At 52.1% G+C, this 15,235-nt stretch carries 9 protein-coding genes and 1 tRNA gene; 7 read left to right on the top strand and 3 right to left on the bottom strand.

From position 1 onward, the window contains the following. The first annotated feature begins 9 nt into the window (after window positions 1–9). From PsB1_RS05315 to PsB1_RS05295, 5 genes are all read left to right on the top strand, one after another. Window positions 10–1,011: an AAA family ATPase gene (locus PsB1_RS05315; protein ID WP_284359571.1), complete on the top strand. Its 1,002-nt coding sequence runs from the start codon at window positions 10–12 to the stop codon at window positions 1,009–1,011. Then, window positions 1,008–1,937: a DUF58 domain-containing protein gene (locus tag PsB1_RS05310; RefSeq protein ID WP_284359569.1), complete on the top strand. Its 930-nt coding sequence runs from the start codon at window positions 1,008–1,010 to the stop codon at window positions 1,935–1,937. Before PsB1_RS05315 ends, PsB1_RS05310 begins: the two co-directional genes overlap by 4 nt. Continuing rightward, a complete protein-coding gene (locus PsB1_RS05305; protein WP_284359568.1) occupies window positions 1,938–4,745 on the top strand; it encodes a DUF4159 domain-containing protein in 2,808 nt (935 codons plus the stop codon). Next, on the top strand, window positions 4,742–6,865 hold the full coding sequence (locus PsB1_RS05300; RefSeq protein WP_284359566.1) for a hypothetical protein: 2,124 nt from the start codon (window positions 4,742–4,744) through the stop codon (window positions 6,863–6,865). Before PsB1_RS05305 ends, PsB1_RS05300 begins: the two co-directional genes overlap by 4 nt. A gap of 459 nt (window positions 6,866–7,324) precedes the next feature. Then, the gene (locus tag PsB1_RS05295) at window positions 7,325–7,975 is read left to right on the top strand and encodes an SOUL family heme-binding protein (RefSeq protein WP_284359565.1); all 651 of its coding nucleotides are present in this window, start codon (window positions 7,325–7,327) and stop codon (window positions 7,973–7,975) included. A gap of 53 nt (window positions 7,976–8,028) precedes the next feature. Here PsB1_RS05295 and PsB1_RS05290 read toward each other — a convergent pair. Further along, window positions 8,029–8,103 (bottom strand) — tRNA-Gln (locus PsB1_RS05290). 213 nt (window positions 8,104–8,316) lie between these two features. Here PsB1_RS05290 and sppA point away from each other — a divergent pair. Together sppA and PsB1_RS05280 are read left to right on the top strand one after the other, a co-directional pair. Continuing rightward, window positions 8,317–10,077: a signal peptide peptidase SppA gene (sppA, locus tag PsB1_RS05285; protein ID WP_284359564.1), complete on the top strand. Its 1,761-nt coding sequence runs from the start codon at window positions 8,317–8,319 to the stop codon at window positions 10,075–10,077. A gap of 9 nt (window positions 10,078–10,086) precedes the next feature. After that, window positions 10,087–11,352, top strand: coding sequence for an aspartyl/asparaginyl beta-hydroxylase domain-containing protein (locus tag PsB1_RS05280; protein WP_284359561.1), 1,266 nt, complete (start codon window positions 10,087–10,089; stop codon window positions 11,350–11,352). Between the two features lie 23 nt (window positions 11,353–11,375). Here the strand turns inward: PsB1_RS05280 and PsB1_RS05275 are convergent, their stop codons facing one another. Together PsB1_RS05275 and PsB1_RS05270 are read right to left on the bottom strand one after the other, a co-directional pair. Further along, the gene (locus PsB1_RS05275) at window positions 11,376–11,729 is read right to left on the bottom strand and encodes a hypothetical protein (RefSeq protein WP_284359559.1); all 354 of its coding nucleotides are present in this window, start codon (window positions 11,727–11,729) and stop codon (window positions 11,376–11,378) included. A gap of 189 nt (window positions 11,730–11,918) precedes the next feature. Beyond that, entirely contained in the window at window positions 11,919–14,963 is a 3,045-nt protein-coding gene (locus tag PsB1_RS05270; protein WP_284359557.1) for a TonB-dependent receptor domain-containing protein, read from the bottom strand. Between the last annotated feature and the right edge of the window lie 272 nt (window positions 14,964–15,235).

The following is a 15,235-nucleotide window of genomic DNA, read 5'->3' as shown; positions in this document are numbered from 1 at the left end:
ATAGATATGATGAGTGATCTAAACATTGATATGGCGATGGCGCGTATAGATGGAGCCCTTGAATTGATTGCCGGCGTACGCGCTGGCGTCTCGGGGGCAATTCTTGGACAAGAGCGCGTGATCGATTTGACTTTGGCTACCATATTAGCCGGCGGGCATGGCCTTTTGGTGGGTGCACCGGGGCTGGCCAAAACCCGGCTGGTTGAAGCCATTGGGGTGGCGATGAACCTCGATTGGGGCCGGGTACAATTCACACCAGACTTAATGCCTTCCGATATCATAGGCGCGGAGGTGCTGGACCAAGCTAGCAATGGTGCGCGGCGCTTTCGCTTTTTAAAAGGGCCGATTTTTAAGAGCCTTGTGATGGCAGATGAAATCAATCGTGCAAGTCCGCGCACCCAATCGGCCCTTTTACAAGCCATGCAGGAGGGCGAAGTCACCGTGTCTGGCACTACCTATGACTTGCCCCAGCCATTTCATGTTTTGGCGACACAAAACCCGATTGAGCAAGAAGGCACTTACCCATTACCGGAAGCGCAATTAGATCGCTTTTTGTTGCAGATCGATGTTCCATTACCAGAGCGTGAGACGGAACGTCAAATTCTGCTCGCCACCACAGGTAAAGATCAGCTTTCTGCGAAAGAGGCTTTGCGTCCGGGAGAGTTGGAAAGCCTGCAAGAATTTGTGCGCATAATGCCCGTCGGGGCAAAAATCCTCGATGCGGTGCTTGATCTGGTGCGCTCCGCGCGGCCCCAAAGTACAACTGACCCAAAGCTCGCAGACTTGGTAGCTTGGGGGCCTGGGCCTCGGGCTGGGCAGGCCTTGATTAAGGCAGCCAAGGCGCGTGCATTCTTACGTGGACGCGTCAGCCCAACACTGGATGATGTCACACTTGTTGCGCGCCCAGCCCTATGCCATCGCATGGCCCTTACTTGGCGGGCACGCGCGGATGGCTTGGAGATTGCAAGCTTAGTCGATCAATTAGTTGATGAGGCTCTGGGGCCACAATGATGGCAAGATCGCCCGATAGCCGGTCTACTAAAGCCCGATCTAAAACCCAAGGATCGCACTCTTTAGAAGGGAATAGTTCAAGTCTTTCTTATCAAGCCCGGGAATTGCAAAAAGGGCTTCCTGCTGTGCTGATGGATGCCAGAAAAGCGGCCAAAAGCTTGTTCTTTGGTACCCATGGTCGGAAATCTGCTGGAATCGGAGAAGCCTTTTGGCAGCACCGAGAATTGGCCGATGGCGAAGCCTTGCACCAGATTGATTGGCGTCGCTCTGCCCGCTCAGACCGCTTGTTTGTACGCGAGATGGAACGCGAAGGGCCAGCCCTTTTGCAGATCTGGGCCGACACCCGCCCTTCCATGTGTTGGCGGGGAGATGAGACACGGCCAATGAAGGCTGAGCGCGGCTTAGTTTTGGCGATGGCGATTGCACTGGCCGTCCGGGCCGGGGGTGAGCGGGTCTTATGCCTAAGGGGTGGCAAAGCCATGACCCAAGAAGACGCATTTGGTGCGGCTTTGATCAAAAGCGGGCAGCAGGATTGGGTGTCTCACGATGTGGCCCCAGCCCAACATGGCCATATCCTCCTCATCAGTGATGGCTTGGAGTGTGAAGAATTATGGTCTGCCCGCTTAAAAAAGCTGGCTCCTGCACAAGGGCGCTTGATCCTTGTGATCATTCAAGACCGCGATGAGATTGAATTCCCGTTTGAAGGGCGCGTGGCGTTTTCAGCATTCGCACAGCAAAACCCCATCTTGATCGCGAATGCCCAATCGGTTCAGGTCGCGTATCGAGATCGCTATGAACGCCATTTGGCACAGCTGCGGGGCTTAGTTGCCCAAGCTAATGGCCAGTTTTTAACCCATGCAACCGATCAAGCCGTGACCCCTGTTGCACTGCAGATTGCCGCGATTCTGGCGCGCGGGGCGATTTAGATGTGGAGTTTTGGCTCGATTGGGATCGCCACGCCACTAGCCCTTCTTGCACTGGCGGCCTTGCCCATTATTTGGCTGGTCATTCGCGCCTTGCCGCCAGTACCTAAATCCCAGATTTTTCCCCCAACCAGCTTGTTAAGCGGTATCGCACCGACACAGGAAACACCCCAAAAAGCACCCCAATGGTTGGCGTGGTTCCGGCTTTTTACCCTCTCCTGTTTGATCGTCGGCTTTTCCGGGCCAGTCGTAAACCCAACGAAAATCCAAGATTCACGCCCGCTTTTGCTGGTCATTGATAATGGCTGGACCTCAGCACCCTTATGGCGCGCAATGATTGAAGAGGCTGCCATTCTGGCGCGCGCGTCAACGACACAAGTTCGATTGATGTTTACCGTCAGTGGGAGCCAAGGGAGCCAAGCGATTGAAACCTTAAGCCCAAGCCAAGCAGCGAGCCGGTTGCGGGCCGCTATGCCGATGCCTGTTTTGCCCGATCATCAGCGTGTGGCGCAAGCGACCGCCACACTCAAACCCGGTCAACGCATTTTTTGGTTCTCCGATGGACTTGAGCATTCAGGAACCGCCAATTTAGCGGATTCCTTGAAACGTTTGGGCACGGTTAAGGTGCGCGCTGCCCCAAACCCCGTTATAGCAATTACGCGCGCCAAGCCCAGCCCTGAAGGCTTTCAATTGGGATTTGCGACGGCACCTGCAGCCCCTTACCAACTCAAAATAGAGGCGATCAATCACATTGGGCAGAGTTTGGGTGCCGTCACTTTGGCGCGTGCCGCATGGGGTGGTACCTTTTCCCTTGAACCTGTGATTGCGCGCGGAGTGGTGGCGCTGCGCAGCGGTGATGTGCGTTCTGCTGGTGGGGTCTTTTTGCTGGATGCGTTTGACCGTCGCGTGCGCACGGGCCTTGTTATGCCACGCGCCGTAGATCAACCTTTATTGTCTGATACCCATTATGTCAAAGAGGCCTTAGCACCCTATAGTTCTTTATCTCTTGGTGATTTACATCAATTGAGTGGGGCTGGTCTAGACGCTCTGATCCTAACCGATGTCGGCCAATTACCCGACCATGAAGCAAAAGCGCTTGAACAATTTGTAGAACGAGGCGGCCTATTGCTCCGCTTTGCTGGTCCAAGATTACTCGCCTCTCAGCAAGGGGCACTGATCCCGGCACCACTGGCAGCTGAACCGCGCGTTTTAAGCGGATCGCTCGCCTCTGAAACGGCCGGACAAATAGCGGCTTTTGAGCCAACAAGCCCGTTTGCGGGCCTAACCATCCCTCAAGACACCCGCATCAATCAAGTGGCACTCATAGCCCCGCAGGCCGAGAGCGAAGACACCGATGGCCGTGCCCTCGCCAGGAAGCCATCACCAGTGCAAGTTTGGGCGCGCTTGGTCGATGGCACCCCGCTGGTCAGTGCGCGCGCAATCGGGCGGGGCACCCTCGTTTTGTTTCATACCACCGCAGGCCCAGCTTGGAGTGATGTGGCCTTTAGCGGGCTACAAATATCAATGCTGCGCCGGGTTTTGGCACGCGCCGCATCAAGCGCTATTCCGGCACAATTTGTCGCAGGCACGGTGCCGCTGAAACCTGTTTTAGTATTAGATGGGTTTGGAGCCTTTATCACACCCGATGCCTCCATCCGACCATTGCAACCCACCATACTCAAAGACTTAAAGCCAAGTGTGGATCAGCCACCAGGGATTTATGAAGGCGGTGGCGCACGCTGGATCTTGCAAGCCGCACGACCCGATCTGCAACTTCTAGCCCTCAAGCCTGTAGGTGGGATCGAAAGGTTGCGCGCGGCCGAACAACAACCCCGAGCTTTAGCGAGTGCCTTTTTAATCGTTGGAATGATGTTAATGATCCTCGATCTGGTTATCGCTGTTCTATTGGGGCATAGGCAAGAAGCGCACAGATTATTCAGCTGGATGAAGCGGTTTAGCGTCAAAAAAAACACCCCGATCTTGCGCCACACTTTACTCATATGGGGTCTGTATTCCTTGATCGTCACCCTCCCGGCACCAGCTTCAGCGCAAGAGCCAAATCGCGCCCAGCTCAGCCAAGACGTTGTGTTAGCTTACGTTCAATCCGGTGATGCGGCTTTGGATTCAGCGACCCGGCGCGGCTTGGAGGGTTTAGCGCGCGCGCTGCGTGAGCGCACATCGGTTGAGCCTGGCCCCGTAAAGGCTATTGATCCTGTCAAAGACGATTTAGCACTTTATCCGATCGTGTTTTGGACTTTGGGCGAAAGAGCGATGGAACCTAAGCCTGAGATGGCGCGCGCGCTCGATCTTTTTATGAAGAACGGCGGCGTGTTGTTTGTGGACTCGCGTGGGGCTGGGCGCACGCCAGCCATGGCGACCGCCCTTGTTCGTGCGGCACTTCGCGGTATTGAGGCCCCGCCTCTAGAACCTGTACCTTTAGGCCATGTCCTTACCAAATCCTTTTATATCTTACAGCGCTTCCCAGGTCGCTATCCAAATGCTCAGATATGGGTGGAAACGGTTGCCTCCGCTCAGGCGAGCGCTAATGACGGGGTTTCATCATTGATCCTTGGCGACGGGGATTGGGCCTATGCATGGGCCAAAGCGCCGCGCGCGCCGACATTAGGTGATCTGGATGTTGAGCCCACACCCTCTGAATGGTCCATACGGGTTGGAATCAATGTTGTCCTTTATGCGTTGACTGGCAATTATAAAGCCGATCAAATTCATATGCCGGCTCTACTGGAGCGATTTGGGCGTCGAAACAGCACTACTGATATGCCCGATGCACGTCAAAGTCGGCGACCATGAAGGGTCTAGACTTTTTTTTCTTGCGCTTTGAACCCATTTTGCCTTGGCCTATATTAGGCCTTTTAGCGACTTTGGGGGGTGTCGCTTTACTTTGTTATACATTGGTGGGCGCACAAGCGCCGATCCTGCGCGGTTTGGTGCTAGGCATTGTGCTCTTTGGCCTATGCGGGCCAAGTAAAGTGCAAGAGGTGCGCTCCCCCTTGAAAGATACGGTCGCCATTGTGATCGATCGCTCTGAAAGCATGCAATTAGCGGGTCGGGCGGGAGGCGTGGATCAAGCCCTGAAACGATTGCAACAGGGTCTTAGCGGTTATTCCAATCTAGAAGTTCGTGTCACAACCCTCAAAGATAACGCCAGGGGTACGGCTCTAGCCGCAAGTTTGGACCAAGTCTTTGCCGATGTGCCAAATGAGCGGATCGCTGGGGCGATCCTGATAAGTGATGGACGATTGAGTGATGGCAGCGATGCCGCGCGTCCCTATCCCATTCATCAAATCCTGATTGGTGCAGCTAAAGAGCATGACCGCGTTCTAACCGTGCGGGGCGCACCAAAACAAACACCCATTGGTGAAGTGGCACGGGTGATTGTGCGTGTGGATGATCAAACCAAAACAGCAGCACTGACTGTCCGGGTTGGGGATGATGCACCGCGTACCCTAAACGTGCCGACCGGGGAAGACATCACTGTCGAAATCCCGGTGATGCAGCCTGGATCCATCCCCATTGGGATTGAAGCCGCCACAGCCCCGGGCGAAATCTCCACCGCTAATAATGGTGCGGCCCTCACACTTACCGGGGTGCGCGATCGATTGCGTGTGCTGTTGGTGACAGGAGAACCTTATGCAGGCTCACGGGCTTGGCGCAACCTATTAAAGTCTGACCCCAGTGTCGATCTGATTCAATTTACGATATTGCGTTCCCCAGAAGAACAAGATTTTACGCCAACACAGGACTTATCGCTCATCCCATTTCCCACGCGCGAATTATTCTTAGACAAGATTGATAACTTTGATCTTGTGGTTTTTGACCGCTTTAAACGCCTTTCGGTCTTACCCGATGCCTATATCAATTCTGTGACCAATTGGGTTGAAGGTGGTGGGGCTTTCTTAATGCTGGCGGGCCCATCGGAAGGGCAAAATGAAGGGGTACAAACCACACCACTACGCCGTATCTTGCCCATCATCGCATCTGGTAAGCCGATAGAAGCCTCATTTCGGCCAATCGTGACGCCCCGTGGTCGCCAGCATCCCGTCAGTTCCGGCTTGGTGGAGTCCGCCCAAAAATGGGGCCATTGGCTACGGGTTCAACCCTCCAAAGCAACTGGCGACGTCTTGTTGGTAGGGGCGGGTCAGCCTTTATTGGTTTTGGGCCAAGCTGGGCAAGGCCGCGTTGCTGCTGTAATGAGCGATCAAGCATGGTTGTGGCGGCGTGGCTATGATGGTGGTGGACCCTTTGACGAACTATTTCGCAAAACCGCCCATTGGCTGATGAAGGATCCCGATCTAGAAGCCGACAGCTTGCGTCTATCGAGCTTGCCTGGCCAATTGATCATTGAACGCCAGTCACCAACCGACCCTGGTGCCGCCATTGTTTCAAGGCGCGGTCAGGAAGAAAGCGTGGCCTTAGCGGCGGTTGACACTGACCTATGGCGTGGCGCGGTCAAGATCGACAGCCCAGGGCTTTTTTATGTCCAATCCGGGCAGAGGAGCGGTTATAGTGTTGCAGGTATTGGCAATCCCAATGAAGCCCATGACTTAAGCGCGGACCCAAGCGCCTTAAGCCGTTTTCAAGCCAAAACAGGCGGTGGCACAGTCGCTTATGTTGGCCGAGACGGGACAGGATCCCTGCCCCCGATTAGCCGTATCGCAAAGGATCAAAAAGCACGTGGCCAAAGCTTGGCGCTGCGCGAAGGACGCGTAACCACCACCCTTTTCACAAAAAGTGAGCCACTAGTGCCGGCTTGGGTTTATGCCTTTATGTTGATGCCACTGGCATTGTTTGGATGGTGGCGGGAAGGACGCCCAAGGATACGCCGAGTGGTGGCTGTGCAAGCAGAACCCAGCGCCAGCCAGGACAAGCCTCAAACCAAACGAAGCAAAACGTTTAATCGACCATCATAGCCATAGCTAAAGGTGCCAACTAAGATAGCTGTCAGGCCTACCCCAGTCAGCCACAGAATAAAGACTTTATCCCTCTAATCGGTGTGAGCGGACCTTTGTTTCTAAGCCCCGATGAGCATGCCCTTTTCCAGGGTTATGCACCAACCAACCCGCCATCTTTTTGCCCTTCGCGCATGCATGCAGCCACTCTGGCTTGATGCCCGATCCAAAATGAGGTCGTCAAATGCGCTGCTCCCTATCATAGAGTTATTTCAGCGTATCGGCCCTTATCCAAAAGCCTATGTCGTCGGTTGGCCTAATCAGTTATGAAGGGATTGCGCCCCACAATGACGTACGTCTTTAAGACAAGCTTGCATCAAGTATTAATCGGCATACATACTCATCAGTCAAGGCTTCCTACATGTTTGCACGATTTAAGTATTGGCTTGATCCAATCGCCGCTATGTGCGTAGATTTAAGATGAAGAAAAATCGCATCCCCCCCGCCCTTGCCTTTCTTGTGCCTTTAGCTAGCGTGATTGGCTTTTTTGGACCCAGTAAAGCCGTGACCCCTGAACCAAGCTTTGCCCGCGTTATCAGTGACGGCGCGTTTGAAATACGCGACTACAATCCCCAAATAATCGCTGAAGTGCGGGTTCCTGCAGGACGCTCAGACCCAGCCAGCGCAGGCTTTCGCCCCCTAGCGCGTTATATTTTCGGAGGCAATCAGCCCAAGACCACCATCGCCATGACCGCCCCAGTAACGCGCCAAAAAACAGGCCAATCCATCGCGATGACTGCCCCCATGACACGCCAAGACGGTGGCGGGGACTGGAAAGTTCGCTTCATCATGCCGGAAGGCTCAAGCTTGGCCAGCATGCCTGCACCCCTTGATCCCAACGTTAAGCTGTTAGAAGAACCCGCCAAACGCTATGCCGTTATTAAGTTTTCTGGCTTTGGTACGATGGAGACCATGGAGAAAAAAAGCGCTGAATTGCACGCTTGGCTCACGCGGCGTGATCTTAAGCCTGTTGGCGCCGCGATCTTTGCCTCTTATGACCCGCCCTGGACCCCACCCTTTTTACGCCGTCACGAAGTCTGGCTGACGCTGGCAAAGCCCGGTGGGTCGTAGATCGCGCTGCCCGGCGAATGGGTGCGGTTAGAGTTTGCTTTCAATAACAAAAGTGGCTGGGGTGCTAGGGATCGAACCTAGGAATGTCGGTACCAAAAACCGATGCCTTACCGCTTGGCGACACCCCAAGAGAGGCGGTCAGATAGACGCGCTTTTCCTCTGGTGCAAGGCTTTTGATCATATGCTGTCTGTTAAGATGATTGCCCTCGCCAATCCACATAGTCCGTGCCATAGCGAGTTGGCATCGTAGCTAGGCGGCACCAGCTTTATAAGCTAATAGCTAAAAAGATTTCCTATGCACTTTGATGCCAATGGTATGAGCAAAAATCAGGGAGGGTTAAGTGAAGCAGTTTTTAATCACAATCGCCGGCGTCTTTATGGGCCTTGTGCTTTTCTTCGTCTTGATACCGATTATATTGATTGCTTCTGTGACGGCCACAAATACACCCACCACACCAACCCATACCGTGCTTAGCCTTGATTTGCGTAACACGATCGCGGATGTGCCATCCACCTCACCCTTTTCTGGATTCAACAAATCCATTTCTGTGGTGGACATTGTACGCAAATTACAAGCCGCAGAGACCGACAAAAGTGTAAAAGGGCTTTTCATTCGCGCTAGTGAAGGCGGCTTGGCCCCTGCCCATGCCGAGGAAATCCGCCAAGCCTTGGTTGATTTTAAATCAACAGGAAAGTTTGTGATTGTTCATGCGCAGGGTTTTGAATACCCAACCCTTTCCAATTATGTTGCTATATCAGGTGGTTCAGAACTTTGGATGCAAGGTTCCACCGATTTTGCCGCAACCGGCCTTGTCGCCGAGACCATATTTTTGGGTGGTTTGATGGAAAAATTTGGTATCATTCCTCAGTTTGAGCAATTCAAAGAATACAAGAACGCGGTTAATATTTACACCGAAAAAACTTATAACGCCCCACACCGCGAAGCAACGACATCCCTTTTAGATAGCATTTATTCGGCCTTCTTAGCCTCCACCGCCTTTGACAGAAAAATGCCCGTCGAAGCAATAAAAGCGGCGCTGGACCAAGCCCCCTTATCAGCCGAAGCCGCCCTTAAAGCCAAACTGATCGATAAGATCGGCCAACCTGAAGAAGCCTTAGATGCCGCCCTCACGCGTGCAGGCGGGGCCGATAAGGCCAGTGTCGTTGAACTTGCCGATTACGCAGCTTCGGCTGGCACTGGGCCTGTGATCGCGTTGATTGGTGGGGAAGGCGCGATTGTAACCGGCGAAGGCAATACGGATCCATTTAGCCAAGAGACCTCGATCGCCAGCGATGACTTTGCAGGGGCGATACGCGATGCGACCGATGATGATGACGTTAAAGCCATCATCTTGCGCGTTTCTTCCCCTGGTGGGTCTGCCAGTGCATCTGATCAAATCTGGGCGGCTGTGGAGCGGGCCAAGAAGGCTGGGAAGCCTGTTGTCGTATCCATGGGTGCCTATGCTGCATCGGGGGGCTATTATGTCTCCACAGGTGCGGATGCCATCCTCGCCATGCCTTCCACCATCACCGGCTCAATTGGTGTGTTTAATGGTAAGTTCGTGATCAATGACGCCCTAAACCGCTATACGGGAGCCAATATCGCGGCGATTGAAGTTGGCGGTCCTTTCGCCAATGCCTATTCGGCCGCAACGCCTTATACCAATAGCCAGAAGCTGGCGATGAATGGTGCGGTTACCCGTATCTATGAAGACTTTACCAGTAAAGTTGCCGCGGGGCGTAGATTACCCATCGCACGTGTATTGGAAATGGCAAAAGGGCGGGTTTGGAGCGGAGAAAGCGCCAAGGAATTGGGGCTGGTTGATCAAATAGGCGGTATCCGTGCGGCAATCTTGAAAGCAAAAGCCTTAGCCAAGATTGACGCCAAAGACTCTATTTCCCTGCGGACGTATCCGGCCGTAGAAGACCCTATTACCGCGCTTAGCAAAGCATTTGGCGCCAGCGCCCACAGCGCCAAAACACTGGCCCGTGCTGCAACAGTTCTTGGGGCCTTAGCCGGGGATGAGCGCCTTTCCCAACTGATCAGCCAATCACACCAATCGAAGGGCCCGGTAATGAATGAACCGGTTCGTGTGCGGTAGGGCTTTATTTTGGTAGAAGCGGATATAGAGACATATGCAGCTGAAGCTGGTTTGGCAGCGCGGCAAAATCGCTGGGCCGACGCGGAGCGTCTGTGGAGAACTGTGCGCGCATTAGACCCTAATCATCCACAAGCACTTTACAGCTTAGCAATGCATGCATGGCAAAGAGGGGAACTTACAGAAGCGTTGGAACTAAGTGCATTGGCCAATGTTGCAGCACCGAATGATCCCATGATTAGTTTGAGTAGGGCTATATTCCTCAGAGATAGCGGAGACTCAAGCGGTGAACTTGCCGCCATTGATGACACCCTAAAAATCGACGCATATTATCTCCCAGCCCTGATCGCGAAGGCCGTCTTCTTTGAGGGGCAGGGCCAGAAAACCACGGCTGCAATCTTGTATCGCAATGCCCTAAAGGTTGCCCCACCAGAAGCCCATTGGCCACAGAGTTTGCGACCTCAACTCCTTCATGCCCGCCAGATGGAGCGCGCCTATTCAGCGGCTTTTTATGAGCATCTTATCTGTGAACTCGGCACAGAAATTCAAGCGCTCGGCGGGCATGACAGTGGTCGATGGACTGAGGCCTCCAGCATTATGGCGGGACGATCCAAGCCCTATCTAGCCGATTGCAACCAGCTCTATATTCCACGGATGCCTGCGATCCCATTTTATGATCGCAGCGCGTTTTCATGGGTTAGCGACCTTGAGGCCCAAACAGCAGCCATTAGAGACGAGCTACAGACGGCCCTAAATAACAGTGCTGGGAAGTTCACTCCTTATATTGAGTATGCCCCGGGTGCACCGGTTAACCAATGGGCAAATCTCAACCATTCGCGAAACTGGAGCACATTTAAACTTTGGAGCTCAGGCACACCGGTGCACGAAAACTTGGATCAATGTCCGAATACACAAGCTGCACTTGAAGCTGTCGAGTTGGCAGACATTGATGGGCTGTGTCCTAATGCGATGTTTTCTTGCCTTGCGCCGCATACCGAAATTCCTCCCCATCATGGCGAAACAAATGCGCGGCTTATTGTCCATTTGCCTCTAATTGTGCCGGAAAACTGCATCTATCGCGTGGGCTTCGAGACACGCCAGTGGGAAGTCGGAAAAACGCTTATATTTGATGACACCCTAGAACACACTGCCCGAAACGACAGTGATCAGTTACGCGTCGTGCTCATTTTCGACATTTGGAACCCACTTTTGTCACCCCACGAACGCGACTTGGTTCGAGGTCTAGCCAAGGCGGCCCGTTCGTTCAACTTTGACTGAAGTGACAATTAAAAGAGGATAGATTAGCTGCCACCCATTTTTGAGCTTTTACCATTGCCACCACGATTCTGAACCGCTTCGACTTCGCGTCTGCTATTAAGTTCAACAAGGCGCCATTGTTCCGGCGTTCGACAAATCTTCCGCTTCTTAAGACGTGAACCAAGCGTTTCGACTGTGCGACAGACCTTATCGTTTGACTTCTCAGCGGGACTTTCTGTGGTGGACGGAGCTGTGGGGGAGGCTAGCTCAATCGCTTTAGCGGGAGATTGAGGCGTAGCAACGGGTTTTTCGGGCGAAACGGGGGTTACTTGCGCGCTTACGATAGCCGGGCTGACCAGGGCAAAGACCAGTATCCCAAAGATAGTGCGGTAGCTCATGAATATATTTCCTGTTCCGTCTGCGATCGTCTAAGCATATAAAACAATCTTACGCCTGTCACTATACTTGGGCAACTTTGAGCGGATGGAAACCCAAGCGTTGTAAAACAGGTGCGCGGCAAAACTCTGCGCATAAAAAATGGGCAGCGACGAAGCCGCTGCCCATTCTTACTTTCCAATCCTTGAGGGTTAGAACTTCAGATTGAAGCCAACCGTGTAAACACGACCAAGTGTGTCATAGGTTTGTGGGAACGTGTTACCACCATTTGAAGAGGTAGTACCAATATCGCCACCAACCAAAGGTGGGTTCTTGTTTAGGGCATTGTTGACTGACAAGCTAATGTTTAGAGCGGATGTCAAGTCATAAGAGACGAACAAATCGATATAGTCATAGGCTTTGATTTTCTCAAAGTCGTCAAATGTATCTGCCTTTTGAACCTCTTCTACAGTCGTCTCACCAACGCGTCGCCACAGAGAGGAAACACGTGCATCGCCAACTTTCCATGTGGTACGAGCAACATGCTTATATTTAGGGCTCGGATTACCGCACTGATTGCCATACTTACCAAGGCAATCGATTTCGCTTGATGCTGAAGAGCTCAAAGAAGCGTTCCTAATGGTGAAGGTTGCATTGTAGGACAATGAAACTGTGCCCCACTTTGAGTCTAGACCGAGTGTTTCAAGATCAAATGCAAACGAAGCACCTAAGTCGTAGCCTTCAGAGGCATAATAATCCAAGTTCTGATTGTACAATTGAATGCCCGAACCTGGGAAGATCAAATTGCCATCAACGCGCTTGATCTGATTACAATAGGCTTTGTTACCCTGTTTGTAGCATAAGTCCAACACTTCTTGCGGGCCCAAAGTGTTGATGTAGCCATCGATATCAATCTTGTAATAGTCAAGTGAGACGATCATATTCTTCAAGCCACTGACTTGGGGTGTGAATACGAGGCCAGCGGTCCAAGTGTTCGCAACTTCTGGATCAGGCAATGCCGTAGGAAGCGTGCCTGAGAAGGTGTTGATTTGACCTGCAACGATATCTGGAACAGTTCCAACTTGACTGGACGTCATACCGGTTGCGATACACAACGCGCGCACAGAATCAGAAATGCTTTTAGCGCCAACCGAACAAGGATCACCTGCAGCATTGTCTAAGCTGGAGGTTAATGGAGCAAACAACTCATTGATCGAAGGCGCACGAACAGCGCGTTGACGCATCACGCGCGCACGAACGGAATCGAAGATACCCCAGTTAAAGCCGGCTTTCCAAGTTGTGTTCGCCCCGGTCAGGTTAAAGTCTGAGTAACGAACGCCAAGCTCCAGCTCTAAGCTCTCAAATATCGGCTTGCCGGAAGCCAATGGCATAATGGCTTCACCAAAGAATTCTTGAACCGAGAACGCACCTGAAACAGGTAAGGTGTTGCCACCGCCACCCCCCAAGCAGCTTACGCCATTGGAACCTTTCAAGCAGTCATCAGGGGAAACACTACCGAATTCTTCACGATATTCAGTACCCAATGCGACCTGCAAAGGCGTATCTGCCCATGGGCTTTGAGCCGCAGTAAATGGACCAGAGATTGAAGCGTTGGCTACCGTTTGCTTATAGTTTTGCTTTTCAAGCGCATCCACCCGCAGATAATCCGCCATTTCCTTGGTTATGGTACCTTGCTTGCCGAACAAGTTAATAGGCACGCAGCCGGCAGTAGTAACGCCAGCAGGTGTGGTACATTTGGTTGCACTAACGGTGTTCAAAGAAGCTGCAAGCTTTGCAATATTGGTAAATCCGCTTGAAAGGTTTGTACGATCGGACTCGCCATGCAATAGTGAAACGTCCCAGTCCCATGATTCAGCAAATGTGCCACGCAAACCGAACATGAGCTGGAACATATTGTTATCGAAGGTAGTTGATCGCACGCCCAATTCAGTTGTACGCCGTGCAATACCAAAACGGACGGTATCAGCAGCGTCAACAATACCATTGTTATTGTTATCGAGCCAATTTTTGCCCAAAACGGTTTGTGGTTCAGGTTCTGGGATGTCTGCGGTTGGTGCCACAGGGGTTAAACCAGCCTGATAACGCTCTATCAAATTATCTCGCGCTGCTTTGCTTAAGAATGGGTTGTTGAGCGGAACTAAGAATGGACTGTTAAATACGCCCGATGGCGCGATTTGCTGGCGCACATTAACAGCACCAAACATTAAACGGCCATAGGCTTCTAGGTTTTCGCTAATGCCATAATGCCCATAAGCAACGCCCGAATATCGCTCTTGAGGGGTTTGGTAGTAGTTATAGGGGTTAAAGTTGAACGTATTGCAGTTCGCACCTAAAGTGCCGTCATCGCGGAATTGCAAATTGCCTGTTTTAAATTTACTAGAGGTTGGCAAGGCATTGATCCGTGCAGGAACGGTTGTGCCTGAACCACCAAAAGAGGGTGGCACAGTGTTATCCCCGGTGCAATTGGTTGGCGGGGTAACTTTTACGCCGATTGAAGAGAGGCCATCACCACTTTCCGAATTGATGCCCAAGGTCCCAAATGGCCTATCACCAAATTGAACCCCATCACGCTTGGTGAAGTTCATCGCGATGGCGATATTGCCTTTTTGGTCAGGGGTATTCACCCCAAGTGCAATTGAACCATTCGAGATGCGACCATCATCTTTACCAGCACGGGTATGCTCATAATTGACTTCCACACCTTCAAAATTGCGCTTAAGCACAAAGTTTACAGCACCCGAGATCGCATCCGAACCGTAAACAGCAGAAGCACCGCCAGTGACGATATCGACTCTATCAAGCATCGCGGCAGGGATAATGGAGATGTCAACAATACCGTTAATATTGTAAGGTGTAACGCGCTTGCCATCAACCATTACTAGGTTGCGTTGTGGGCCCAGATCACGCAAATTGATTGTGGTAACACCAGCTGTCCCGTTGTTCGTGTTGCCGCCGTCACCTGGAACCGCGAGTGGCAGGTTACGAAGAACTTTTTCGATTTCGGAAGATTGTTGAAATTCAAGTTCAGCTGCACCTACACTCGTGATTGGACTAGACGATGTGGTCCCCGGTGTTTGAATACGGGTACCCGTAACAACAACCACTTCAGCCGCTTTTTCATTGGCAGAATTATTAGGGGTGGATCCTGCACTTTGAGCAAAAGCTGGTGCAGTGAAACCTAATCCTGCAACAATAGTACTCGCGAGCAACAGCTCACGGGTCAAAGAAATTTTCATGTTGGAACCTCCAATTGTCCCCTACCTGTTCACGCTTGGGCGCGAATAGTCAGATAATACTTTACGAGCTAAACATCTCATTACAACTCGTCAACGTTCTAATGTCACATAAATGAAACGAGTGGTGCACATTGTTGCTAAAGTGTCTCACATTTTGGCGTAATCGCCATGAGCGCATTAACTATGGGACGAAGGCCAACCTAAAGACACCAAGACTAACGGCTGAATGTGCAGCGCGCATAGGTGAAGTATCATCGATCTACATACAAAAA

The organism is Candidatus Phycosocius spiralis, from assembly GCF_030158815.1.
GTDB lineage: Bacteria > Pseudomonadota > Alphaproteobacteria > Caulobacterales > Aquidulcibacteraceae > Aquidulcibacter > Aquidulcibacter spiralis.
This window is presented reverse-complemented; position numbering and strand designations above follow the sequence as displayed.

Bases quoted from the DNA above. Each gene is read 5' to 3' on its own strand.
- PsB1_RS05275 (WP_284359559.1), bottom strand. From the start codon at position 11,729: ATGAGCTACCGCACTATCTTTGGGATACTGGTCTTTGCCCTGGTCAGC.
- PsB1_RS05315 (WP_284359571.1), top strand. From the start codon at position 10: ATGAGTGATCTAAACATTGATATGGCGATGGCGCGTATAGATGGAGCC.
- PsB1_RS05295 (WP_284359565.1), top strand. From the start codon at position 7,325: ATGAAGAAAAATCGCATCCCCCCCGCCCTTGCCTTTCTTGTGCCTTTA.
- PsB1_RS05270 (WP_284359557.1), bottom strand. From the start codon at position 14,963: ATGAAAATTTCTTTGACCCGTGAGCTGTTGCTCGCGAGTACTATTGTT.
- PsB1_RS05305 (WP_284359568.1), top strand. From the start codon at position 1,938: ATGTGGAGTTTTGGCTCGATTGGGATCGCCACGCCACTAGCCCTTCTT.
- PsB1_RS05300 (WP_284359566.1), top strand. From the start codon at position 4,742: ATGAAGGGTCTAGACTTTTTTTTCTTGCGCTTTGAACCCATTTTGCCT.
- PsB1_RS05310 (WP_284359569.1), top strand. From the start codon at position 1,008: ATGATGGCAAGATCGCCCGATAGCCGGTCTACTAAAGCCCGATCTAAA.